Source organism: Streptomyces sp. NPDC056480 (assembly GCF_042795405.1).
Classification (GTDB): Bacteria; Actinomycetota; Actinomycetes; order Streptomycetales; family Streptomycetaceae; genus Streptomyces.
Map to the genome: position 1 here is coordinate 115161 of NZ_JBHTSA010000008.1, position 23777 is coordinate 138937.

Annotated in this window: 21 protein-coding genes; 11 read left to right on the forward strand and 10 right to left on the reverse strand. The window is 71.0% G+C overall.

Annotated elements, in window-relative coordinates; translation table 11 throughout:
• The first annotated feature begins 59 nt into the window (after positions 1–59).
• Positions 60–1046, forward strand: a complete 987-nt coding sequence (locus ACFQ79_RS06675) for an ATP-binding protein (RefSeq protein WP_383579812.1) — start codon at positions 60–62, stop codon at positions 1044–1046.
• On the opposite strand, the gene ACFQ79_RS06680 is transcribed toward ACFQ79_RS06675, so the two are convergent.
• Positions 1034–2359, reverse strand: coding sequence for a hypothetical protein (locus ACFQ79_RS06680; RefSeq protein WP_383579814.1), 1326 nt, complete (start codon positions 2357–2359; stop codon positions 1034–1036). The two genes, ACFQ79_RS06675 and ACFQ79_RS06680, sit on opposite strands and share 13 nt — an antisense overlap.
• A gap of 314 nt (positions 2360–2673) precedes the next feature.
• On the opposite strand from ACFQ79_RS06680, the gene ACFQ79_RS06685 reads away from it, so the two are divergent.
• The 6 genes from ACFQ79_RS06685 (at position 2674) to ACFQ79_RS06710 (ending at position 10708) form a co-directional block, all read left to right on the forward strand.
• A complete protein-coding gene (locus ACFQ79_RS06685) occupies positions 2674–5034 on the forward strand; it encodes a SulP family inorganic anion transporter (protein WP_383579816.1) in 2361 nt (786 codons plus the stop codon).
• A gap of 217 nt (positions 5035–5251) precedes the next feature.
• Positions 5252–7207 (forward strand): acetate--CoA ligase, encoded by a 1956-nt coding sequence (acs, locus tag ACFQ79_RS06690; protein ID WP_383579818.1) that lies wholly within the window; start codon positions 5252–5254, stop codon positions 7205–7207.
• A gap of 296 nt (positions 7208–7503) precedes the next feature.
• Positions 7504–8898, forward strand: a complete 1395-nt coding sequence (nhaA, locus tag ACFQ79_RS06695) for a Na+/H+ antiporter NhaA (RefSeq protein WP_383579820.1) — start codon at positions 7504–7506, stop codon at positions 8896–8898.
• 57 nt (positions 8899–8955) lie between these two features.
• Positions 8956–9453, forward strand: a complete 498-nt coding sequence (locus ACFQ79_RS06700; RefSeq protein ID WP_187621741.1) for a phage holin family protein — start codon at positions 8956–8958, stop codon at positions 9451–9453.
• Positions 9450–10388 (forward strand): alpha/beta hydrolase, encoded by a 939-nt coding sequence (locus ACFQ79_RS06705; protein ID WP_318208013.1) that lies wholly within the window; start codon positions 9450–9452, stop codon positions 10386–10388. The genes ACFQ79_RS06700 and ACFQ79_RS06705 overlap by 4 nt, the downstream gene beginning before the upstream one ends.
• Positions 10389–10510: 122 nt before the next feature.
• Complete coding sequence (locus tag ACFQ79_RS06710) at positions 10511–10708, forward strand: hypothetical protein (RefSeq protein WP_383579823.1); 198 nt, start codon at positions 10511–10513, stop codon at positions 10706–10708.
• A gap of 88 nt (positions 10709–10796) precedes the next feature.
• Here the strand turns inward: ACFQ79_RS06710 and ACFQ79_RS06715 are convergent, their stop codons facing one another.
• From ACFQ79_RS06715 to nth, 3 genes are all read right to left on the reverse strand, one after another.
• A complete protein-coding gene (locus ACFQ79_RS06715; protein ID WP_383579825.1) occupies positions 10797–11996 on the reverse strand; it encodes a MarP family serine protease in 1200 nt (399 codons plus the stop codon).
• A 66-nt stretch (positions 11997–12062) separates the two neighbouring features.
• Entirely contained in the window at positions 12063–12767 is a 705-nt protein-coding gene (locus ACFQ79_RS06720) for an NUDIX hydrolase (protein WP_383579827.1), read from the reverse strand.
• A gap of 83 nt (positions 12768–12850) precedes the next feature.
• A complete protein-coding gene (gene nth / locus ACFQ79_RS06725) occupies positions 12851–13783 on the reverse strand; it encodes an endonuclease III (RefSeq protein ID WP_383579829.1) in 933 nt (310 codons plus the stop codon).
• A 230-nt stretch (positions 13784–14013) separates the two neighbouring features.
• Between nth and ACFQ79_RS06730 the strand changes: the two genes are divergently transcribed.
• On the forward strand, positions 14014–14688 hold the full coding sequence (locus ACFQ79_RS06730; protein WP_015034542.1) for a Crp/Fnr family transcriptional regulator: 675 nt from the start codon (positions 14014–14016) through the stop codon (positions 14686–14688).
• 101 nt (positions 14689–14789) lie between these two features.
• Here the strand turns inward: ACFQ79_RS06730 and ACFQ79_RS06735 are convergent, their stop codons facing one another.
• The 5 genes from ACFQ79_RS06735 to ACFQ79_RS06755 all read right to left on the reverse strand — a co-directional run bounded on the left by ACFQ79_RS06735 (position 14790) and on the right by ACFQ79_RS06755 (position 18231).
• A complete protein-coding gene (locus tag ACFQ79_RS06735) occupies positions 14790–15674 on the reverse strand; it encodes a prohibitin family protein (RefSeq protein WP_383579831.1) in 885 nt (294 codons plus the stop codon).
• A gap of 117 nt (positions 15675–15791) precedes the next feature.
• A complete protein-coding gene (locus ACFQ79_RS06740) occupies positions 15792–16622 on the reverse strand; it encodes an MBL fold metallo-hydrolase (protein ID WP_383579833.1) in 831 nt (276 codons plus the stop codon).
• Positions 16619–17485, reverse strand: coding sequence for an NUDIX hydrolase (locus ACFQ79_RS06745; RefSeq protein ID WP_383579835.1), 867 nt, complete (start codon positions 17483–17485; stop codon positions 16619–16621). The genes ACFQ79_RS06740 and ACFQ79_RS06745 overlap by 4 nt, the downstream gene beginning before the upstream one ends.
• A 120-nt stretch (positions 17486–17605) precedes the next feature.
• Positions 17606–18076: a RidA family protein gene (locus ACFQ79_RS06750; RefSeq protein ID WP_383579837.1), complete on the reverse strand. Its 471-nt coding sequence runs from the start codon at positions 18074–18076 to the stop codon at positions 17606–17608.
• On the reverse strand, positions 18073–18231 hold the full coding sequence (locus ACFQ79_RS06755; RefSeq protein ID WP_015034547.1) for a DUF4177 domain-containing protein: 159 nt from the start codon (positions 18229–18231) through the stop codon (positions 18073–18075). The genes ACFQ79_RS06750 and ACFQ79_RS06755 overlap by 4 nt, the downstream gene beginning before the upstream one ends.
• A gap of 122 nt (positions 18232–18353) precedes the next feature.
• Between ACFQ79_RS06755 and ACFQ79_RS06760 the strand changes: the two genes are divergently transcribed.
• Positions 18354–19316: an ArsA family ATPase gene (locus ACFQ79_RS06760; protein WP_383579838.1), complete on the forward strand. Its 963-nt coding sequence runs from the start codon at positions 18354–18356 to the stop codon at positions 19314–19316.
• Complete coding sequence (locus ACFQ79_RS06765; protein ID WP_383579839.1) at positions 19313–20665, forward strand: ArsA family ATPase; 1353 nt, start codon at positions 19313–19315, stop codon at positions 20663–20665. The genes ACFQ79_RS06760 and ACFQ79_RS06765 overlap by 4 nt, the downstream gene beginning before the upstream one ends.
• A 73-nt stretch (positions 20666–20738) precedes the next feature.
• On the opposite strand, the gene ACFQ79_RS06770 is transcribed toward ACFQ79_RS06765, so the two are convergent.
• Complete coding sequence (locus tag ACFQ79_RS06770; protein WP_015034550.1) at positions 20739–21083, reverse strand: WhiB family transcriptional regulator; 345 nt, start codon at positions 21081–21083, stop codon at positions 20739–20741.
• Between the two features lie 416 nt (positions 21084–21499).
• Between ACFQ79_RS06770 and ACFQ79_RS06775 the strand changes: the two genes are divergently transcribed.
• On the forward strand, positions 21500–23743 hold the full coding sequence (locus tag ACFQ79_RS06775; RefSeq protein WP_383579840.1) for a transglycosylase domain-containing protein: 2244 nt from the start codon (positions 21500–21502) through the stop codon (positions 23741–23743).
• Positions 23744–23777: the final 34 nt, after the last annotated feature.

Here is a 23777-nt window from a genome sequence, read left to right on the forward strand (position 1 = left end):
GTGGTCTTCTTCACGCATCCCGACCACGCGGCGCGTTCATGCCACTACCCTAGGTGAACATGAAGATCGCTTTCGTGGGGAAGGGCGGCAGCGGAAAGACCACGCTGTCCTCGCTCTTCATCCGCCACCTCGCCGCCAACGAAGCCCCGGTCGTAGCCGTCGACGCCGACATCAACCAGCACCTCGGCACCGCGCTGGGCCTGCCCGACGCGGATGCCGCCGCGCTGCCCGCGATGGGTGCGCATCTGCCGCTGATCAAGGAGTACCTGCGGGGCAGCAACCCGCGGATCACCTCCGCCGACACGATGATCAAGACGACGCCGCCCGGGGAGGGCTCCCGGCTGCTGCGGGTCCGCGAGGAGAACCCGGTCTACGAGGCCTGCGCACGGACGGTGCCGCTCGACGACGGCGAGATCCGCCTGATGGCGACCGGCCCGTTCACGGAGTCGGACCTCGGGGTGTCCTGCTACCACTCGAAGGTCGGCGCGGTGGAGCTCTGCCTGAACCATCTGGTGGACGGCGCCGACGAGTACGTGGTGGTCGACATGACCGCCGGCTCGGACTCCTTCGCCTCCGGCCTCTTCACCCGTTTCGACATGACGTTCCTGGTCGCCGAGCCGACCCGCAAGGGCGTCTCGGTCTATCGCCAGTACAAGGAGTACGCGCGGGACTTCGGCGTCGCGCTGAAGGTCGTCGGCAACAAGGTGCAGGGCCGGGACGACCTGGACTTCCTGCGCGCGGAGGTCGGCGACGACCTGCTCGTGACGGTGGGCCACTCGGACTGGGTCCGCGCGATGGAGAAGGGCCGCCCGCCCCGCTTCGAGCTCCTGGAGGCGGAGAACCGCATGTCGCTCCAGGCCCTCCAGGACGCGGCGGACGACTCGTACGCCGACCGCGACTGGGACCGCTACACGCGCCAGATGGTCCACTTCCACCTGCGCAACGCGGAGAGCTGGGGCAACGCCAAGACCGGAGCCGACCTGGCTGCCCAGGTCGACCCCGACTTCGTGCTCGCCGAGAGTCTCGGCGCCGTTCAGCCCGCCTGACGTCCGGCGCCACCGCGGGCGGCCGGGGCGCCGGCCGCCGCCGGGGCGGCCGGGGCCGTGGCCGGCTGGGGGGCGAGGAAGGCCTTCCAGCCGGCCTGCGGGGCTTCGCCGACCTTCAGGGTGCGCATCTTGGCGATGACGTACGGGTCCTGGGCGTCGAGCCAGTCGGCGAGCTGCCGGAAGGACACACACTTCACGTCCTTCTGGACGCAGACCGTGGCGATGGTCTCCTCGATCGCGCGCATGTACACGCCACCGTTCCAGGACTCGAAGTGGTTGCCGATGATGAGCGGCGCGCGGTTGCCCCGGTAGGAGCGCTCGAAGGCCTGCACCAGGCCGTCCCGCATCTGGTCGCCCCAGTGCTCACGCTGGGACGGGTCGCCCTGGGTCGTGCCCGGGGACTGGTTGACCATGAAGTTGTAGTCCATGGACAGCGTCTGGAAGGCGCGGCCCGGGACCGGCACGAGCTGGAGCGACAGGTCCCACAGGCCCAGGTCCTTCTTGGGCCAGATGTGGTCGTTGACGCCGCTCGTGTCGTAGCGGAAGCCCAGCTGCGCCGCCGCCTGGACGAAGTTGGTCCGGCCTTCGAGGCAGGGGGTGCGGGCGCCGACGAGCTCCTTGTCGTAGTCGAAGGGCAGCGGCTGCTCGGCGCGCAGGCCTGAGTTCGTCTTCCAGTTCTTGACGAAGGACTTGGCCTGCTTGATCTCGCTCTTCCACTCTTCGACGGACCAGGTGCCGACGCCGCCCTCGGCCCCGCAGAAGTGCCCGTTGAAGTGGGTGCCGATCTCGTTGCCCTCCTGCCACGCGCCGCGCAGTTCGCGGACGGTGGCGCGGATGCCCTCGGTGTCGTTGAAGCCGATGTCGGAGCGCCCTGCGCTGTGCTGCGGCGGGTCGTAGAGCTCCCGCTTCTCCTCGGGCAGCAGGTACACGCCGCTGAGGAAGTACGTCATGGTGGCGTCGTACTTCTTGCCGACCTTGCGGAAGTGGGAGAAGAGCTTCTGGCTGTCCTCGCCGGCTCCGTCCCACGAGAAGACGACGAACTGGGGCGGGGTCTCGCCCGGCTTGAGGCGCTGCCAGACGGGCTGGTGGGGCTGGGCGCCGGTGAAGGCGGTGGAGCCGTCGCCGATCAGCCGGACCGCGTTCGGCGGGGCGGCGGCCGGCTCCTTCTTGGCGCCCGCTCCGCCCGGCGCGCTCTTCGTGGCGCTGCCGTCGGAGCCCGAGCAGCCGGCGAGGCCGCCGATCAGGGCGACGGCGAGGGCACCGGCGGCGAGCGCCTTCCTCTGGGCAGTGGTCCTTCTCCCGGCGGCTGTCATCCGCGCACCTCTCCTCGGTTCCGTACGAGCGTCGTCAACGTCGCACCGCGACAGCCGGACTGATGAAACGACAAGCGGCAATCCGTTCACCCTTCACCGGAACCGGTGAATCATTGCCCTGTTTGCCCCGAAAATAATGCCGGAGTCTTTACTCTCCATTACGATCCATTTACCGAGCGTTGATCCTCGCCCCGGCGGCGATCCCGCCTTGCCGCCGCCATGCATCCCGCCGCTGCACGCCGTGACCCACGGCCGCGAGCCCCCCACGTTCGTCCCGCACGAACCGCGACCGCGCCGCCCCGGAGGAGACGGGAATGACCCTCTGCACCCCTGCCCGCACGACCAACCGACCCCGCGTCCAGCGGCCCCACAGCCCGCCGGAGCGGCCGCGCCGCTTCCGTATCGCCGGCGCCGATCTGTCGGCGTCCGTCGCCGTCTTCCTGATCGCACTGCCGCTCTCGCTCGGCATCGCGCTCGCCACCGGAGCCCCGCTCCAGTCCGGTCTGGTCGCCGCCGCCGTCGGCGGTCTGGTCGCCGGCCGGTTCGGCGGCTCCCCGCTCCAGGTGAGCGGCCCCGCCGCCGGCCTCACCGTGGTGACGGCCGAGCTCATCCAGCTGTACGGCTGGCGCACCACCTGCGCCATCACCGTGCTCGCCGGGCTCACCCAACTCGGGCTCTCCGCCCTTCGGGTGGCCCGCTCGGCGCTCGCCGTCTCGCCCGCGATCGTGCACGGCATGCTCGCCGGCATCGGCGTCACCATCGCCCTCGCCCAGCTGCACATCGTGCTCGGCAGCACCCCGCAGAGCTCCGCCGTCGACAACGTCCTCGCCCTGCCGGCCCAGTTGGCGCACATCCACCCGGCGGCGCTCGGCATCAGCGCCCTCACCGTGGCCGTGCTGCTGTGCTGGCCGCGACTGCCGGGCCGGGCCGGGAAGCTCGTCCGCAAGGTCCCGGCCGCGCTCGTCGCGGTGATCGGCGCGACGGCGGTCGCGGCGGTCGCCGGGCTCGCCGTCCCGCGCGTCGACCTGCCCTCCTGGAGCAGCCACGCCCTGCCCGGTCTGCCCGAAGGCCCGGTGCTCGGCATCGTGGCCGGGGTGCTGACGATCACTCTGGTCACCAGCGTGCAGTCGCTGCTGTCCGCCGTCGCGGTCGACAAGCTGGTCGCCGCCCGTCCGGACGGCGGCCGGGGCGTCCCGCGCTCCGCCCTCGACCGCGAACTCGCCGGTCAGGGCGCCGCCAACCTGGTCTCCGGGGCGCTCGGCGGCCTGCCGGTCGCCGGCGTCGCGGTCCGCAGCGTCGCCAACGTCTCGGCGGGCGCGGTGAGCCGCTCCTCCACGATGCTGCACGGCCTGTGGATCGTGCTCGCGGCCCTGCTGCTGGTGCCGGTCCTCGACCTGATCCCGCTGGCCGCGCTCGCCGCCCTGGTCATGGTGGTCGGCATCCAGATGGTCAGCATCACCCACATCCGTACCGTCACCCGGCACCGCGAGGTCGTCGTCTACGTGGTGACGCTGTCCGGCGTCGTCCTCATCGGCATCCTGGAGGGCGTCGCCCTCGGCATCGGCGTGGCCGTCTCCGTCGCCCTGCACCGGCTCGCCCGGACCCGGATCACCCGCGAGGAGCGGGACGGGCGCCAGCTGCTGCACGTCCGGGGGCAGCTGACCTTCCTCGCCGTGCCCCGGCTGAGCCGCGCCCTGCACCAACTGCCGCACGGCTCCGACGTGGTGGTCGAGCTCGACGGCTCCTTCATGGACCACGCCGCCTACGAGACGCTCAGCGACTGGACCGCGGGGCACCTCGCCCACGGCGGGACGGTCGAGACCACCGGCCCCTCCGGCACGAGGATCGCCGACCCCACTCCCTCGGCCGCCGCCGCGCACACCTGCTGCCGGCCGTGGACCCCGTGGCACAACCACCAGTGCGGCGAGCAGCCGGACGGGCGGGCCGACGAGGCCGAGGCCGAGGAGACCCCTCGTACGACGGGTCTGAAGCTGGCCAGCGGCATCGGCAAGTTCCAGCGGAACACGGCCCCGCTGGTCCGGGACGAGCTCGCGCGGCTCGCCCGGGAGGGCCAGACCCCCTCGCAGCTCTTCCTGACCTGCGCCGACTCCCGCCTCGTCACGAGCATGATCACGTCGAGCGGCCCCGGTGACCTGTTCACCGTGCGGAACGTGGGGAACCTCGTCCCCCTGCCCGGCGAGGAGAGCGGCGACGACTCGGTGGCGGCGGCGATCGAGTACGCGGTGGAGGTGCTGCGGGTCGAGTCGATCACCGTCTGCGGCCATTCCGGCTGCGGCGCGATGCAGGCCCTGCTCAACGCCGGCCCGGACGACCCGCCGACCCCGCTCCGCCGCTGGCTGCGCCACGGCAGGCCCAGCCTGGAGCGGATGGCGAGCCGGAGACACGCCTGGGCCCGGATCTCCGGGCGGCTTCCGGCGGACGCGGTCGAGCAGCTCTGCCTGACCAACGTGGTCCAGCAGCTGGATCACCTGCGGGCGTACGAGCCGGTGGCGCGGCGGCTCGCCGAGGGCACGCTCTCGCTGCACGGCGTGTACTTCCATGTGGGTGAGGCGCAGGCGTACCTCCTCTCCGGGACGGACGAGGTGCACTCGTACGACGACGTCTTCACCCAGGTCATGCCGACGGAGCCCCTGGAAGCGGCGAGAGCGTCCTGATCAGGGACGGGGCAGCGCGTCCTGAACCTTCCGCTCCCCCGGTCCGTGAGACTGTGTGGCCCCTTCTCCCACCGCTCGGGAGGAGGGGCCCCCGCACGCCGTACGACTCACAGGTCTAAACCAATTGCCTGGAGGCTCTTGTCACCCGGGCCTCCGACTGATGAGCTATGACGCGGGACACATACGCACAGAGGACGCCCTGGGAAAGGGAGATGTCGTGAGCAACGAAAGCCTGGCCAATCTGCTTCGGGAAGAGCGTCGATTTTCGCCGCCCGCCGAGCTGGCCGCGCACGCCAACGTGACGGCGGAGGCGTACGAGCAGGCCAAGGCGGACAGGCTGGGCTTCTGGGCCGAGCAGGCCAAGCGCCTGACCTGGGCCACCGAGCCGACCGAGACCCTCGACTGGTCGAACCCGCCGTTCGCCAAGTGGTTCGCGGACGGCGAGCTGAACGTCGCGTACAACTGCGTCGACCGGCACGTCGAGGCCGGCCACGGCGACCGGGTCGCCATCCACTTCGAGGGCGAGCCGGGCGACAGCCGCTCGATCACCTACGCCGAGCTCAAGGACGAGGTCTCCAAGGCGGCCAACGCCCTGACCGAGCTGGGTGTCCGCAAGGGCGACCGCGTCGCCGTCTACCTGCCGATGATCCCCGAGGCGGCCATCACGATGCTGGCCTGCGCCCGCGTCGGCGCCGCCCACTCGGTGGTCTTCGGCGGCTTCTCGGCCGACGCCGTGGCCTCCCGCATCCAGGACGCCGACGCCAAGCTGGTCGTCACCGCCGACGGCGGCTACCGCCGTGGCAAGCCGAGCGCCCTCAAGCCGGCCATCGACGAGGCCGTCGCCAAGTGCCCGCAGGTCGAGCACGTCCTCGTGGTGCGCCGTACGGGCCAGGACACCGCGTTCACCGAGGGCCGCGACGTGTGGTGGGACGACATCGTCGCCCGCCAGTCCGCCGAGCACACCCCGGAGGCCTTCGAGGCGGAGCACCCGCTCTTCATCCTCTACACCTCGGGCACCACGGGGAAGCCGAAGGGCATCCTGCACACCTCCGGCGGCTACCTCACCCAGGCCGCGTACACCCACCACGCCGTCTTCGACCTCAAGCCGGAGACCGACGTCTACTGGTGCACCGCCGACATCGGCTGGGTCACCGGGCACTCGTACATCGTCTACGGCCCGCTGGCCAACGGCGCGACGCAGGTCATGTACGAGGGCACCCCGGACACCCCGCACCAGGGGCGGTTCTGGGAGATCGTGCAGAAGTACGGCGTCACGATCCTCTACACGGCGCCGACCGCGATCCGCACGTTCATGAAGTGGGGCGACGACATCCCCGCCAAGTTCGACCTGTCGAGCCTCCGGGTGCTCGGCTCGGTCGGCGAGCCGATCAACCCCGAGGCCTGGGTCTGGTACCGCGAGCACATCGGCGCGGGCAGGACTCCGATCGTGGACACCTGGTGGCAGACCGAGACCGGCGCGATGATGATCTCGCCGCTGCCGGGCGTCACCGAGACCAAGCCGGGCTCCGCCCAGCGTCCGCTGCCGGGCATCGCCGCGACCGTCGTCGACGACGAGGCCAACGAGGTGCCGAACGGCGGCGGTGGCTACCTGGTCCTCACCGAGCCGTGGCCGTCGATGCTCCGCACGATCTGGGGCGACGACCAGCGCTACATCGACACGTACTGGTCCCGCTTCGAGGGCAAGTACTTCGCCGGTGACGGGGCCAAGAAGGACGAGGACGGCGACATCTGGCTGCTCGGCCGGGTCGACGACGTCATGCTCGTCTCCGGTCACAACATCTCGACCACCGAGGTCGAGTCGGCCCTCGTCTCGCACCCGGCCGTCGCCGAGGCGGCCGTCGTCGGCGCCGCCGACGAGACCACCGGTCAGGCGATCGTCGCGTTCGTCATCCTGCGCGGTACGGCCACCCAGGACGAGAGCCTGGTCGCCGAGCTCCGCAACCACGTGGGCGCGACCCTCGGCCCGATCGCCAAGCCGAAGCGCGTCCTGCCGGTGGCGGAGCTGCCGAAGACCCGCTCGGGCAAGATCATGCGCCGTCTGCTGCGCGACGTGGCGGAGAACCGCGAACTGGGCGATGTCACGACGCTGACCGACTCCTCGGTCATGTCGCTCATCCAGACCCAGCTGCCGTCCGCCTCCAGCGAGGACTGAGTCCGGCCGCACGCCGCGCCCGACAGCGCGTGGCACCCCGCCCGTAGAGAGACGCCCGCCCCGATCCCGTGGGGCGGGCGTTTCGCTTGCCCTTCCCCGGAGGCGGGCGTTTCGCTTGCTCTTTCCCGGAGGGACGAAAGCCGCAAAACTCCCTAAAGTGAATCTCGCCGGACCCAACCCACGCTCGTTAGGTAAAGTAAGGATCGCGTCAACGACGCGACAAGAAAACCTAGGTGCGCCGGGAAGTCTGGTCGGCATGTGCTCAGTCCTGCCCACCCGACCGGAGGTTTTCCCACGTGGCCGCGCCCGCACCCACCGACCGCAAGTTCCTCGGCCGTCTCCCCCTGCCCGAGCGCCAGTACCTCACCGACGCCCTGCGCACCGAGACCGTCGGTGGTGTCCTGCTCCTCGTCGCCGCCGTCGCCGCCCTCGTCTGGGCCAACACCCTGGGCGGCAGCTACGAGGCCGTCAGCGACTTCCACATAGGCCCCGCCGCCCTCGGTCTCGACCTCTCGGTCCAGCACTGGGCGGCCGACGGCCTCCTCGCGATCTTCTTCTTCGTCGCCGGCATCGAGCTCAAGCGCGAACTCGTCGCGGGCGAACTGCGCGACCCCAGGGCCGCCGCGCTCCCCGTCATCGCCGCGCTCTGCGGCATGGCCGCTCCCGCCCTCGTCTACGCCCTGGTCAACGCCCTCGGCAACGGCTCGATGGACGGCTGGGCCGTCCCCACCGCCACCGACATCGCCTTCGCGCTCGCCGTCCTCGCCGTGATCGGCACCTCGCTGCCCTCCGCGCTGCGCGCCTTCCTGCTCACCCTCGCCGTCGTCGACGACCTCTTCGCGATCCTGATCATCGCGGTCTTCTTCACCAGCGACCTGAACTTCGCCGCGCTCGGCGGCGCCTTCGCGGGGCTGCTCCTCTTCTGGCTGCTGCTCCGCAAGGAGGTCCGCGGCTGGTACGTGTACGTCCCGCTGGCCCTGGTCATCTGGGGTCTGATGTACAACAGCGGCGTCCACGCCACCATCGCCGGTGTCGCCATGGGCCTGATGCTCCGCTGCACCACCCGGGAGGGCGAGAAGCACTCCCCCGGCGAGCACATCGAGCACCTCGTCCGCCCGCTCTCGGCCGGCCTCGCCGTCCCGCTGTTCGCACTCTTCTCGGCCGGCGTGAGCATCTCCGGCGGCGCGATCCACGACGTCTTCACCCAGCCCGTCACCCTCGGCGTCGTCCTCGGTCTCGTCGTCGGCAAGGCGGTCGGCATCTTCGGCGGCACCTGGCTGGCCGCCCGCTTCACCCGTGCGGAGCTCAACCCCGACCTGAGATGGCCGGACGTCTTCGCCGTCGCCACCCTCGCCGGCATCGGCTTCACCGTGTCGCTGCTCATCGGCGAGCTCGCCTTCGCCGGGGACGAGGCGCTCACCGACGAGGTGAAGGCCGCGGTCCTCATCGGCTCGCTCATCGCGGCGGTCCTCGCCTCCGTCCTGCTGAAGCTGCGGGTCCGCAGGTACCAGGCCCTGGTCTCCGACGAGGAGCGGGACGACGACCAGGACGGCATCCCCGACATCTACGAGGAGCACGACCCGGCGTACCACCTGCGGATGGCCGAGATCTACGAGAAGAAGGCCGCGGAACACCGTGAGCGCGCCCAACTGGCGGGGGCACCGCGCGACGGGGCCGACCGTCCGGCATGATCTGAGTCGGACCGCGTAGAAGAGAACTCGGACCGCAGAAGAGAAGAGGGAGCAGCGATGAGCGACCCGTACGACGGCACCGAGCGCAGCCTCGGCCAGCTGGTCGCCTCGGCGACCGCCGAGATGTCCGCACTGGTGCACGACGAGCTCGCCCTGGCCAAGGCCGAGATCAGGCAGGACGTCAAGCGGGGTGTGATCGGGAGCGCGGCCGGCATCACGGCCGCGGTCGTGCTGCTGTTCTCCCTGCCGATGCTGAGCTTCGCGCTCGCGTACGCCATCAACACCTGGACCGGCGGCCACAACGGCAACGGGGGCTGGAACCTCGTCTGGTGCTTCCTGCTCTCCTTCGCGGCGAACGTGCTGCTCGCGGTGCTGCTCGGCGTGATCGCGTACGCCAAGTTCAAGAAGGTCAAGCCGCCGGAGAAGTCCATCGCCTCGGCCAAGCAGACGGCCGCGGTGATCTCCACCGTCAAGCCGCACCCGCGTCCTGAGCCCGCCAAGGCACTGGACAAGGCGCTGGACAAGGCCCCCACTGTGGCACGCTCGTCGGTATGACCCTCCCCGAGAGCAGCAACGGCGGGCCCGTCCGGCTCGACGGGCCGTGGACCCATCGTGACGTGGCCGCCAACGGCGCCCGCTTCCACATCGCCGAGATGGGCGACGGCCCGCTGGTGCTGCTCCTGCACGGCTTCCCGCAGTTCTGGTGGACCTGGCGGCACCAGCTGCCCCTGCTCGCCGAGGCCGGCTTCCGGGCCGTCGCGATGGACCTGCGCGGGGTCGGCGGCAGCGACCGCACTCCCCGGGGTTACGACCCCGCCAACCTGGCCCTCGACGTCACCGGGGTGATCCGCTCGCTGGGCGAGCCGGACGCGGCGCTCGTCGGGCACGACCTGGGCGGCTATCTCGCCTGGACGGCGGCCGTCATGCGGCCCAAGCTGGTGCGCCGGCTCGTGGTCTCCTCGATGCCGCACCCGCGCCGCTGGCGTTCGGCGATGCTCTCGGACTTCGCCCAGTCGCGGGCCGGTTCGCACATCTGGGGCTTCCAGCGGCCGTGGCTGCCGGAGCGTCAGCTCGTCGCGGACGACGCGGCGCTGGTGGGCGAGCTGATCCGGGACTGGTCGGGGCCGCAGCCCGTCCGCGCCTCCGAGGAGCAGGCGATCGAGGTGTACCGGCGGGCGATGCTGGTCCCGTCGACGGCGCACTGCTCGATCGAGCCGTACCGCTGGATGGTGCGGTCCCTGGCCCGCCCGGACGGCATCCAGTTCAACCGGCGCATGAAGCGGCCGGTGCGGGTGCCGACCCTGCATCTGCACGGCTCCCTCGACCCGGTGATGCGGACCCGCAGCGCCGCGGGATCGGGCGAGTACGTGGAGGCGCCGTACCGCTGGCGGCTCTTCGACGGGCTCGGTCACTTCCCGCACGAGGAGGACCCGGTGGCCTTCTCCACTGAGCTCGTCAACTGGCTGAAGGACCCCGAGCCGGACCGCTGACGGTCCCTCTGGCCGCTCCGGTGCGTACAGACTTCCTTCGAACGGCCATGTGCCTCGCGCATACTCCAATTGGCGGGCTCCCGGGCGGTTACCGACCTTGGGGCACGGGCAGACGTCGAGGTATGGGCTGGACGCACGACTACGGTGACACGACAGCACGCAACCGCCGCTCGGCCTCCGGGCAGGGCTCCCGCGAGGGGGCCGGACCGCCGGACCCGGGCGGTGCGCACGCCGCGCAGGGGGTGGGGATCTCACGCATCCTCCGCCGCCGGGCCCGCTGGGTCTCGGCCCGGCTCAGGCATCCCCGCGACACCCCGTAACAGCATCTGACAGCACCCTGACAGCGCCGCGGGCGCCCGTCGCCACAGAGGCGGCCGGGCGCCCGCGGTTGCGGGGGTCGCAGCCGGCCTACAGAGCGCAGGCCTGGGTGTCGACCTGCTGGTTCGCGGTCCTGCCACGCTCGATGTCCTCGCGGATCTCGTCGACGGTCAGGGCGTAGCCGGTGTTCGCGTCGTCGAGGGAGCGGGCGAAGATCACGCCGGACACCTCGCCGTCGACGGTGAGGAGCGGGCCGCCGGAGTTGCCCTGGCGGACCGTCGTGTACAGCGAGTACACGTCCCTGCGCACCTCGCCCCGGCGGTAGATGTCGGGTCCGTCCGCGTTGATCCGGCCGCGCACGCGCGCCGAGCGCACGTCGTACGAGCCGTTCTCCGGGAATCCGGCGACGATCGCGCTGTCGCCGCTGCGGGCGTCCTCGTCGGTGAAGGTCAGTGGCGTGGCCTTGAGGTCCGGCACGTCCAGGACGGCGATGTCGCGCTGCCAGTCGTAGAGGACGACCTTGGCGTCGTAGAGCCTGCCCTCGCCGCCTATCTGGACGGTCGGCTCGTCGACGCCGCCGACGACGTGGGCGTTGGTCATGATGCGGCGGTCGGCGAAGACGAAGCCGGTGCCTTCGAGGACCTTGCCGCAGCTCTGCGCGGTGCCGACGACCTTCACGATGGAGCGCTGGGCTCGGGCGGCGACCGGGCTCTGGGCGAGCTCCGGGTCGGGGGGCATGACCGGGGTGATCGGCTCGTTGGCGAAGGGGCTGAAGACCGGCGGGAAGCCGCTGCGGGCCAGGGTGGAGCTGAAGTCGTCGAACCAGCGGGACGCCTGATCGGGCATCACCTGCTCGACGCCGAGCAGGACCTTGGAGTTGCGCACCTCCTTGCCCAGGGTGGGCATGGTGGTACGGGCGAGGCCGGAGCCGATCAGCCAGGCCACGAGCAGCATCGCGACGACGTTGACCAGGGCGCCGCCGGTGGCGTCGAGGGCGCGGGCGGGCGACCAGGTGATGTGGCGGCGCAGCTTGTTGCCCAGGTGGGTGGTGAAGGCCTGGCCGACGGAGGCGCAGACGATGACCACCATCACGAAGACGACCGTCGCCGTGGTCGAGACCTCGCTGTTGTCGGTGATCTGGTCCCAGAGGACCGGCAGCAGCAGTACGGCGACGAGGCCGCCGCCGAGGAAGCCGATCACCGACAGGATGCCGACCACGAATCCCTGGCGGTAACCGATGATCGCGAACCAGACGGCGGCGAGCAGCAACAAGATGTCCAGCACGTTCACCGTCAATTGCCTCGCAGATTCGTTTCCGGTCGCCGGGGATCAGCCGTTCCGCCGGGGTTCAGCCTGTCATGAGCGCCAGTCGAGCGGGACCTGCTTGGACCGGTCCCAGGGGCGCTCCCAGCCGGAGAAGTGCAGGAGTCTGTCGATCACTCCGGCCGTAAAACCCCAGACCAGAGCGGATGCGACCAGGAACGCGGGGCCCTGGTGGCCGCTCGGATGGACCGCGGTCGCCCGGTTCGCCGGATCCGTGAGATCTGCCACGGGCACGGTGAAGACCCGGGCGGTCTCGCCGGGGTCGACGACCCCGACGGGGGTGGGGGCGCGCCACCAGCCGAGGACCGGGGTGACGACGAAGCCGCTGACCGGGATGTAGAGCTGGGGGAGGACGGCGAAGAGCTGGACGCCCGCGGGGTCGAGCCCGGTCTCCTCCTGGGCCTCGCGCAGGGCGGCGCGCAGCAGCCCGCCGTCCGCCGGGGCGCCGTCCTCGGGGTCGAGGGCGCCGCCGGGGAAGGAGGGCTGTCCCGCGTGCGAGCGGAGGCTGCCGGCCCGCTCCATGAGCAGCAGCTCGGGGCCGCGGTCGCCCTCGCCGAAGAGGACGAGGACGGCGGACTGGCGTCCGGCGCCGCTCGCGGGCGGCAGGAAGCGGCTCAGCTGCTCGGGCTCGACCGTGCGGGCGGCCCGGTCGACGGGCCCGAGCCAGTCGGGCAGCCCGTCTCTGCTGAGCAGCCCGGCGGTGCCGGGCCCGTGGATCTCTTCGTCAGTGCGCGTCATAGGCACCCCCGAGTTTCACAACGCGATCGATGTACGGGTTCGTTCCCTCTGGAGCTGTTCCCCGGGCGGGCCGGGGACGGGTCTCAGCCTTCGCTCGCGCCCAGCGGGGGCGCGGGGCGGCCCGGGTAGCCGGGCGGCGGGTCGAGCCGCTGGCCGGGGAAGCCGCCCATCTCGTACTTGAGCAGCTTCCGTGCCTTCTCCGGGTCGGTCTCGCCTTCCCCGTACGACGGGCAGAGGTGGGTGATCGGGCAGGCGCCGCAGGCCGGCTTGCGGGCGTGGCAGATGCGGCGGCCGTGGAAGATCACCCGGTGCGAGAGCATCGTCCACTCGCTCTTCGGGAAGATCGTGGCGACCTCGGCCTCGATCTTCACGGGGTCGTCGGACTCGGTCCACCGCCAGCGCCGGGCGAGCCGCATGAAGTGGGTGTCGACGGTGATGCCGGGGACCCCGAAGGCGTTGCCCAGGACGACGAAGGCGGTCTTGCGGCCGACGCCGGGGAGCTTGACGAGGTCTTCGAGGCGGCCGGGGACCTCGCCCCCGAAGTCGTCCCGGAGGGCGGCGGCGAGGCCCATGATCGACCTGGTCTTGGCGCGGAAGAAGCCGGTGGGGCGGATGAGCTCCTCGACCTCCTCGGGCACGGCGGCGGCGAGGTCCTCGGGCGTGGGGTACTTCGCGAAGAGGGCCGGGGTGGTCTGGTTGACCCGCAGGTCGGTGGTCTGCGCCGAGAGGACCGTGGCGACGAGCAGCTCGAAGGGGTTGCGGAAGTCGAGCTCCGGATGGGCGTACGGGAAGACCTCGGCGAGCTCGCGGTTGATCCTGCGGGCCCGGCGGACCATGGCGAGCCGCGACTCGGGCTTGGCGGGCTTCACGGGCTTCACGGGCTCGGCGGCCTTCGCGGTCTTCGTGGCCCTCGCGGGCTTCTCGGGCTTCGCCGACCCGGCGGGCTTCCGATTTGCGGCTTTCGCCCGTTTCGACACGCCGTGTTCGCCCACAGCGGAATTACCTTCGGCCGACACTCTTTCAGCCCCCTTGGCCTGCGCTCTCACCGGCGAGTTGGACACCCGGCCAGCCTAGGGGCCACCACCGACATCCGCCCCGGGCGTGGCCGATCAGCGCCCAATCGGGCCCCTGACGTACGGACGAGCGGCTCGGTACGTCAAACTTGTTGTGATTGATCGCACGGTTTTGTACGTCCGGCATCATGGGACGCAGGTCCCTGAGCAGGTCGACAGTATGGAGAGAACTCGTGGACGACGTTCTGCGGCGCGCCCCGCTCTTCGCGGCGCTCGATGACGAGCAGGCTGCCGAGCTGCGCGCCTCGATGAGTGAGGCGACGCTCGCCCGTGGCGACGCGCTCTTCCACGAGGGCGACCCCGGCGACCGCCTGTACGTGGTCACCGAGGGCAAGGTGAAGCTGCACCGCACCTCCCCCGACGGCCGGGAGAACATGCTGGCCGTCCTCGGCCCCGGCGAGCTGATCGGCGAGCTGTCGCTCTTCGACCCGGGCCCGCGCACCGCCACCGCGACCGCGCTGACCGAGGTCAAGCTGCTCGGCCTGGGCCACGGCGACCTCCAGCCCTGGCTGAACGCCCGCCCCGAGGTGGCCACCGCGCTGCTTCGCGCCGTCGCCCGCCGGCTGCGCAAGACCAACGACCAGATGTCCGACCTGGTCTTCTCCGACGTCCCGGGCCGTGTCGCCCGCGCGCTCCTCGACCTGTCGCGCCGCTTCGGCGTGCAGTCGGAGGAGGGCATCCACGTCGTCCACGACCTCACCCAGGAGGAGCTGGCCCAGCTGGTCGGCGCCTCCCGCGAGACGGTCAACAAGGCGCTCGCCGACTTCGCCCAGCGCGGCTGGCTGCGCCTGGAGGCCCGCGCCGTGATCCTGCTGGACGTGGAGCGCCTCGCGAAGCGCTCGCGGTAGGCGGCATCCCCGGACGGGGGCCGTGAGCATCCTCGTACGCGAAAGGGCCGCCCCGGCCGACAGACCGGGGCGGCCCTTCTCGTACGCCTGGGGGCTCGCCGTCAGCGCTTCGAGCCGTCCACGATCACCGGCGCCGAGGAGCCGTTCGCGCAGGGCACGGTGTAGATCGGGTTCTTCGCCGCGGCGTCCTTGAACGCGTCGATGCACTGGTTCATCAGGACCCGGTCCGTCAGCGAGTCGTTGAGGATCTTGTTGGCGCGGGCGATGCCCTCCGCCTCGATCCGGCGCCGGTCGGCCTCGGCCTTGGCCGTGCGGGCGGCCTCGGTGGCTCGCTCGGTGGCCTGCTGCTGCTGGATCTTCCGGTCGATCTGGGCCTGGAGCGAGTCCGAGGGCTTCACGTTGCGCAGGTTGACCGTGGTCACGTCGATGCCGCGCGGGACCAGGCGCTGCTTGATCAGGGTGCCGATCTCGGCGTTGATCTTCTCGCGGTCGGAGGCGTAGCCCTGCTCGCTGGTGTAGCGGGCGAAGACGTTACGGACGATCTCGCGGCTGTCGGGGTAGACGAGGCGCTGCTGGACGGTGTCCTCGCTGCCCGCGAGCTTGTAGAGCTCCACGGCCTTGGTCGGGACGACGGCCCACTTCACCGTCACCTCGACGTACATGACACCGCCCTGCGAGGACCGGACCTCGACCACGTCCTTGTCGGAGAGGTTGAGGTCGACCGGGCGGGTCGAGAAGGTCGTGACGTCGGTGAAGGGCGACTTCACGTGCATGCCCGAGGTCATGGGCGAGCCGACCTTGCCGAAGGCGACCGGGACACCGACCTCGTACGCGCTGATCACGTACGTCATGCTCACGATCAACGAGAACACGCCGGCCAGGACCGCACCGAGGGCGCCGAACTTCAGCCCCTTGGAGTCGTTGGCTCGGCCGACGAAAAAGAGCACCACTGCGGCTATGACCAGCAGGATGGCGATGACGAACACGGGCGTTCCCCCCGAAAGCTACGGCCAGAAGTAAGCGGAGCGTAAAGCACAGGTCAAGACGACCGACGCGCCGGGGGTCCCACTCGGTTCCGGATCGTGACAACTCCGCCCGGCGACTCAGACCAGACCGCGCTCCCTCAGGTACTCCAGCTGCGCCCGCACGGACAGCTCGGCCGCCGGCCACAGCGAGCGGTCCACGTCCGCGTACACATGGGCGACGACCTCCGCGGCCGTCCGGTGGCCGCTCTCGACCGCCGTCTCCACCTGGGCCAGCCGGCTCGCCCGGTGCGCCAGATAGAACTCCACGGCCCCCTGCGCGTCCTCAAGGACCGGTCCGTGCCCCGGCAGGACCGTGTGCACCCCGTCGTCGACCGTGAGCGAGCGCAGCCGCCGCAGCGAGTCCAGGTAGTCGCCGAGGCGCCCGTCCGGATGGGCCACCATCGTCGTCCCGCGCCCCAGGATCGTGTCGCCCGTCAGGACGGCCCGGTCGGCCGGCAGGTGGAAGGAGAGCGAGTCGGAGGTGTGGCCGGGCGTCGGGACGACCCGCAGCTCGAGGCCGCCGACGGCCACCACGTCCCCCGCGCCGAGGCCCTCGTCGCCGAGCCGCAGCGCCGGGTCGAGGGCCCGTACGGCCGTCCCGGTCAGCTCGGCGAAGAGTCCGGCGCCCTCGGCGTGGTCCGGGTGGCCGTGGGTCAGCAGCGTGAGCGCGACCCGCTTGCCGAGCTTCTCCGCGGTGTCGATCACATGCCGCAGATGGCTCTCGTCGAGCGGCCCCGGGTCGACGACGACGGCGAGGTCGGAGCCGGGCTCGGAGAGCAGCCAGGTGTTGGTGCCGTCGAGGGTCATCGCGGACGGGTTCGGCGCGAGGACGTTCACGGCCCGGTCGGTCGCGGGGCCGGAGGCGACGAGTCCGCGCGGCTGGCCGGGCAGGGCGGCGGCGTCGCTCATCGGTCGCCTCCCATCGGGATGATCTTGGTGAACTCCTCGTGGCCCGGCCAGCTCAGGACCAGCTCGTCGCCGTCCAGACGGGCCTGCGCGAGCACGGGGGTCAGGTCCTGCTCCCGGGCCCCCGCGAGGGCCTCGGCGGCCGTGCCGTAGGGCTCCAGGGTGCGCAGGGTCGAGATCGTCGGCGGCATCATCGTCAGCTCGCCCCGGTCGTAGCCGGCCGCGGCCTCCGCCGGGCGGATCCAGACGGTCCGGTCGGCCTCCGTGGAGGCGTTGCGGGTGCGCTGCCCGGCCGGCAGGGCGGCCACGAAGAACCAGGTGTCGTACCGGCGCTGCTCGAACTCCGGCGTGATCCAGCGGGCCCACGCGCCGAGCAGGTCGGAGCGGACGGCGAGCCCGCGCCGGTCGAGGAAGTCGGCGAAGGACAGCTCGCGGGCGACCAGCGCCTCCCGGTCCCGCTCCCAGTCCTCGCCCGTCGTGTCGCCGACGACCGTGTCCTCGGTCTCCCCGGCGAGCAGGACGCCCGCCTCCTCGTACGTCTCGCGTACGGCGGCGCAGACCACGGCCTGGGCCTGCGCGGGGTCGTCGAGGCCGAGCCGGGCCGCCCAGGTCTCCAGGGAGGGCCCCGCCCAGCGCACCGGGTGCTCGTCGCGCGGGTCGACCCCGCCGCCGGGGTAGGCGTACGCGCCGCCCGCGAAGGCCATCGAGGCGCGGCGGCGCAGCATGTGGACGTCGGGACCGGCGGCCCCGTCCCGCAGCAGCAGGACGGTGGCGGCGCGCCGCGGGGTCACCGGGGTGAGCTCACCGGCGGCGAGGGCGCGGATGCGGTCGGGCCACTCGGGCGGGTACCACTGACCATTCGACATGGCCGGATGCTATGCGCAAGTACTTGAATGCACGAGAGCCGGTTCTCGCCGGGCGGACCCTTGCGGGCCCGCGCGGAGGAACCGGCTCTGTGGCATGTGCGGGCGATCGTGGGCCTCGGCTCAGGCCTCGACCAGCTCGACCTGGACCTCGACCTCGACGGGGGCGTCGAGCGGCAGCACGGTCACGCCGACGGCGCTGCGCGCGTGCACGCCCTTGTCGCCGAGGACGGCGCCCAGCAGCTCGCTGGCGCCGTTGACGACGCCCGGCTGCCCGGTGAAGTCGGAGGCGGAGGCGACGAAGCCGACGACCTTCACGACCCGCTTGATCCGGTCGAGGTCACCGGCGACCGACTTCACGGCCGCGAGGGCGTTCAGCGCGCAGGTGGCGGCGAGCTTCTTGGCCTCCTCGGCGGTGACCTCGGCGCCGACCTTGCCGGTCAGCTGGAGTTCGCCGCCCACCATCGGGAGCTGGCCCGAGGTGTAGACGTAGACGCCCGACTGCACGGCCGGCTGGTAGGCGGCCAGCGGCGGCACCACGGCGGGCAGGGTCAGGCCGAGTTCGGCGAGCTTCGCCTCGACCTTCCCGCTCACGACTTGGCCCGCTTCAGGTAGGCCACGAGCTGCTCGGGGTTGTTCGGCCCGGGCACGACCTGGACGAGCTCCCAGCCGTCCTCGCCCCAGGTGTCCAGAATCTGCTTGGTCGCGTGCACCAGAAGCGGCACCGTGACGTACTCCCACTTGGTCATGGGCCCGACTGTATCCGCTGACGCGGGGCGGCTCTCCGAGGCTGCCCTGAAGCCGCCCCCGGGGGGCTTCTCGGGGGCGGCCTCCTGATTGGGCGCGGCCGCCAGTGGTTAGGCTCGACAGCGTGAGCAGGCTCCAGGTCGTCAGCGGCAAGGGCGGTACCGGTAAGACGACGGTCGCCGCCGCCCTCGCGCTCGCCCTCGCGACGGAGGGCAAGCGCACCCTTCTCGTCGAGGTCGAAGGCAGACAGGGCATCGCACAGCTCTTCGAGACGGAGGCCCTTCCGTACGAGGAACGCAAGATCGCCGTCGCCCCGGGCGGCGGGGAGGTGTACGCGCTGGCGATCGACGCCGAGCGCGCGCTCCTCGACTACCTCCAGATGTTCTACAAACTGGGCACCGCCGGGCGGGCCCTGAAGAAGCTCGGCGCGATCGACTTCGCGACGACGATAGCGCCGGGCGTCCGGGACGTCCTGCTGACCGGCAAGGCCTGCGAGGCGGTCCGGCGGCGCGAGAAGCACGGCGGCCACACCTACGACCACGTGGTCATGGACGCGCCGCCCACCGGCCGCATCACCCGCTTCCTCAACGTCAACGACGAGGTGGCGGGCCTGGCGAGGATCGGCCCGATACACAACCAGGCCCAGGCCGTCATGCGGGTCCTCAAGTCCCCCGAGACGGCCGTGCACCTGGTGACCCTCCTGGAGGAGATGCCGGTCCAGGAGACCGCGGACGGCATCGCGGAGCTCCGCGCGGCCGAACTGCCGGTGGGACGGGTCGTGGTGAACATGGTCCGGCCGCACGTCCTCGACGAGGCGGCGGTACGGGCCGCCGCCGGCGACCACCGGGACGCGATCGCGAGGACGCTGGCCTCCGTGGGCGTCGCGGGCGGGGCGACGCTCGTGGAGCCGCTCCTCGACCAGGCCTCCGAGCACGCCCGGCGGGTGGAGCTGGAGCGGGCGCAGCGCGCGGTCCTCGACGGCATCGGCGTCCCGTCGTACGAGCTGCCGTTCCTGGGGGACGGGGCGGACATCGCGGGGCTCTACCGGCTGGCGAAGGAACTGCGGAAGCAAGGGGTGGGCGCGTGACGGAGAAGTCCCCCGAGGCGCACGGGCTCGACGCCGTTCCCGTGCTGGAGCTCGACCCGCTGATCGACGACCTCGGCACCCGCATCATCGTCTGCTGCGGGGCGGGCGGCGTCGGCAAGACGACGACGGCGGCGGCGCTCGGCGTGCGGGCGGCGGAACGCGGCCGCCGGGTCGTCGTCCTCACCATCGACCCGGCGCGCCGGCTCGCCCAGTCGATGGGCATCGACTCCCTCGACAACACCCCCCGCAAGGTCGACGGGATCAAGGGCTCCGACGGCGGCGAACTGCACGCGATGATGCTGGACATGAAGCGGACCTTCGACGAGATCGTCGAGGCGCACGCGGAGCCCGACCGGGCGCGGGCGATCCTGGAGAACCCCTTCTACCAGTCTCTTTCGGCCGGATTCGCCGGTACGCAGGAGTACATGGCGATGGAGAAGCTGGGCCAGCTCAGGGCGCGCGACGCATGGGACCTGATCGTCGTGGACACCCCGCCGTCGCGCTCCGCGCTGGACTTCCTCGACGCGCCGAAGCGGCTCGGGTCTTTCCTCGACGGGAAGTTCATCAAGCTGCTCATGGCGCCGGCGAAGGTGGGCGGCCGGGCCGGGATGAAGTTCCTGAACGTCGGGATGTCGATGATGACGGGGACCCTCGGCAAGCTGCTGGGGGGTCAGTTCCTCAAGGACGTGCAGACGTTCGTCGCGGCGATGGACACGATGTTCGGGGGTTTCCGGACCCGCGCCGACGCCACGTACAAGCTGCTCCAGGCCCCGGGCACGGCCTTCCTCGTGGTGGCCACGCCGGAGCGGGACGCGCTGCGGGAGGCCGCCTACTTCGTGGAGCGGCTGGCAGCCGAGGAGATGCCGCTGGCGGGTCTCGTCCTCAACCGTGTGCACGGCAGCGCCGCCGCCCGGCTTTCGGCCGAGCGGGCGCGGGCGGCGGCGGAAAATCTTGACGAGGGGCGCATTGTGGATCAGGGGGCCGGGAAGACTGAGCGAGGTGGCTCCCCGGCCACCGAGCCCGAGCCGTCCGACCTCGCCACCGCCGCCACCGCCGCACCTCCCGTACCCCAGGCTGCCCCCACAGCCGACCCGGCACAGGAATCAGCTGGAGACGACGCAGAGCACACCGAGCACGGAGACGACACAGACGTACGACATCTCACCGCGGGACTCCTGCGCCTGCATGCCGAGCGCATGCGGGTGCTCGCGCGTGAGCAGCGCACGCGTGACCGCTTCACCGCGCTTCACCCCGAGGTGGCGGTGACCGAAGTGGCGGCCCTGCCCGGCGATGTGCACGACCTCGCCGGGCTGCGGGCCATCGGCGACCGGCTCACGGCCGGCCGGTGACCCTCGTCGTACGGACCCCTGTCGAGGCCCGGCCTCTCCGGGCCCGACCCGTCGGGGCCCGGCCCACCGCGGCCTAGCCGACCGCGGCGTACGCCTCGTACGTCGCGTCGTCCTCGATCGCCACGGGCAGCAGGCCCGCTCCGCGCTCGTACTCCGTGCGCGCGGTCTCCAGGAGACGGCGCCACGAGGTGACGGTCGGCCTGCGGCGCAGCAGGGCGCGGCGCTCGCGCTCCGTCATGCCGCCCCACACGCCGAACTCCACGCGGTTGTCGAGGGCGTCGGCGAGGCACTCGGTCCGCACCGGGCATCCGGTGCACACCGCCTTTGCCCTGTTCTGTGCCGCTCCCTGTACGAAAAGTTCATCCGGATCGGTAGTGCGGCAGGCCGCCTGCGCACTCCAGTCAGCTACCCAGCCCATACCGGCGCCGTCCTCTCCCGAATCGAGGCTCCCCCACGGCGGCAGCGGCATATTCACCGCTGCCAGTTGGGACGTTACGGAAGGTGGGCACAGCGCAACACCCCCTTCGGGCCCAATCTTGGATGGCCCGAACGGACTATGCGTGCGCGTCAGATCACCCAGGGGAGTGATCGAAGGACATGCGTGTGATAGCGGACATATCGCCTGGATACGCCCTTCTTTGACGGTGCCACTTCGGGCACCGTGTGACGCATGAGCCGGAATCGGACACGAGGTCCCCATGTTTCGGGGTCACGGGAATTCATGCCGAAGTCACACCCGGGTCTTGATGCCAGACCACACTGCTGTGACAGTTGGGAGCAGCTTAGGCCAAGGCATATACGTGTGTCCGGCGAATGAGAACGTAGGCTGCCCCCATGGCAAAGAAGCGCTCCGGCGGTGGTCTGACCGGGACCCAGCAGGCCGCCAAGTTCCTCGGTGTCAGTGTGCTCGCGGGAGCCGTGCTGGCGGGCATCGCCCTGCCCGCGGCCGGCGCACTGGGCCTGGCCGCGAAGGGCACGGTCGAGGGGTTCGACGAGATCCCCTCCAACCTGAAGACCCCGCCGCTGAGTCAGCGCACCAAGATCCTCGACTCCGAGGGCGGTCTGATCGCCACGGTGTACTCGCGGGACCGGACGGTCGTCCCGCTCGACAGGATCTCCCCGTACATGCAGAAGGCGATCGTCGCGATCGAGGACGGCCGCTTCTACGAGCACGGGGCGATCGACCTCAAGGGCGTGCTGCGCGCGATCAACCGCAACGCGCAGTCGGGCGGGGTCGCGCAGGGCGCGTCCACCCTCACCCAGCAGTACGTGAAGAACGTCTTCGTCGAGGAGGCCGGTGACGACCCCGAGAAGGTCGCGCAGGCCACCCAGCAGACCATCGGCCGCAAGGTCCGCGAGCTGAAGTTCGCGATCCAGGTCGAGGAGGAGCTGGGCAAGAAGAAGATCCTGGAGAACTACCTCAACATCACGTTCTTCGGGCAGCAGGCGTACGGCATCGAGGCCGCCTCCCAGCGCTACTTCTCCAAGCGCGCCGCCGACCTGAGCCTCGGCGAGGCGGCGATGATGGCCGGTCTCGTCCAGTCGCCCAGCCGCTACGACCCGATCAACGACATCCAGGAAGCCACCAAGCGCCGCAACGTGGTCCTCCAGCGGATGGCCGACGTGAAGGACATCAGCCAGGCCGAGGCGGACAAGGCGAAGGCCGCTCCGCTCAAGCTGAAGGTCAAGACCCCGAAGAACGGCTGCATCACCGCCGTCGACGGCGCCGGCTTCTTCTGCGACTACGTCCGCAAGACGATCCTCAACGACCCGGTCTTCGGCAAGACCGCCGAGGAGCGGACGAAGCTGTGGAACCTGGGCGGTCTCACCGTCAGGACCACGCTCGACCCGCGCGCGCAGGCCGCCGCCAACGAGGCCGCCGTCGCGAAGATCAACAAGGACGACCCGGTCGCCGCCTCGGTCGTGCAGGTCCAGCCCGGCACCGGCAAGATCCTCTCGATGGGCCAGTCCCGCCCGTACGGCCTGGACCAGAAGCAGCACCAGACGACGCTGAACCTCGCCGTCGGCAGCAAGATGGGCGGCACGACGTACGGCTTCCAGGTCGGCTCGACCTTCAAGCCGATCACGGCCGCGGCGGCGCTCGAGAAGGGCCTGAGCCCGGCGCAGACCTTCGACACCCCCTGGAAGATCAACATCCCGGAGGGCGACTTCACCCGCTGCGACGGCAAGCCGGCCGGCTACCAGAACTGGGAGATCGGCAACGAGCTCAAGTCGGAGGAGGGCTCCTTCGACATGACCGGCGCCCTGGGCAAGTCCATCAACACGTACTTCGCCAAGCTGGAGCAGATGGCCGGCCTGTGCGAGACGATCACGATGGCCAAGAACGTCGGGTACGAGCGTGAGCTCGGCAAGAAGGTCAAGGAACTCCCCTCGATCACCCTCGGCGCCCAGGAGAGCACCCCGCTCGACATGGCGACCGTCTACGCGACCTTCGCCAACCGCGGCATGCACTGCACCCCGATCGCCATCGAGTCCGTCAAGGCGGCCAACGGCGACAAGCTCAACGTGCCGGACACCAAGTGCACCCGCGCGATGAGCGAGCGCACGGCCGACATGATCAACCAGATGCTGAAGGGCGTCGTCGAGGACGGCACGGGCACCAAGGCCGGCCTCAGCGACCGCGACAACGCGGGCAAGACCGGTACGACCAACGACCGCAAGGACGCCTGGTTCGTCGGCTACACCCCCAACCTCTCCACCGCCGTCTGGGTCGGTGACGACGTCGGCGAGAAGCAGTCGATGTACGACATCAACATCGGCGGCGTGACCTACGACAAGGTCTGCGGCGGCTGCCTCCCCGGCCCCATCTGGAAGATCGCGATGACCGGGGCCCTCAACGCCTCCGAGACGCCGGGCTTCGCCCCCATCTCCGTCCCGCGGGCCGAGAAGCCCAAGGACCCGAAGGAAGGCGACGAGGGCCCGAACAAGCCGAACAAGCCCCGTAAGCCGGGCGACGGCAAGCCGGGCGACACCAAGCCCCCGGCCAACACGTTCCCGCCGATCACCCTCCCGGACGGAGTCATCGGCGGCGGCAACGGCCGCGGCGGAAACCGCTGACGGCACCCGGACACGTGTGAGGGCGCCCCCACCT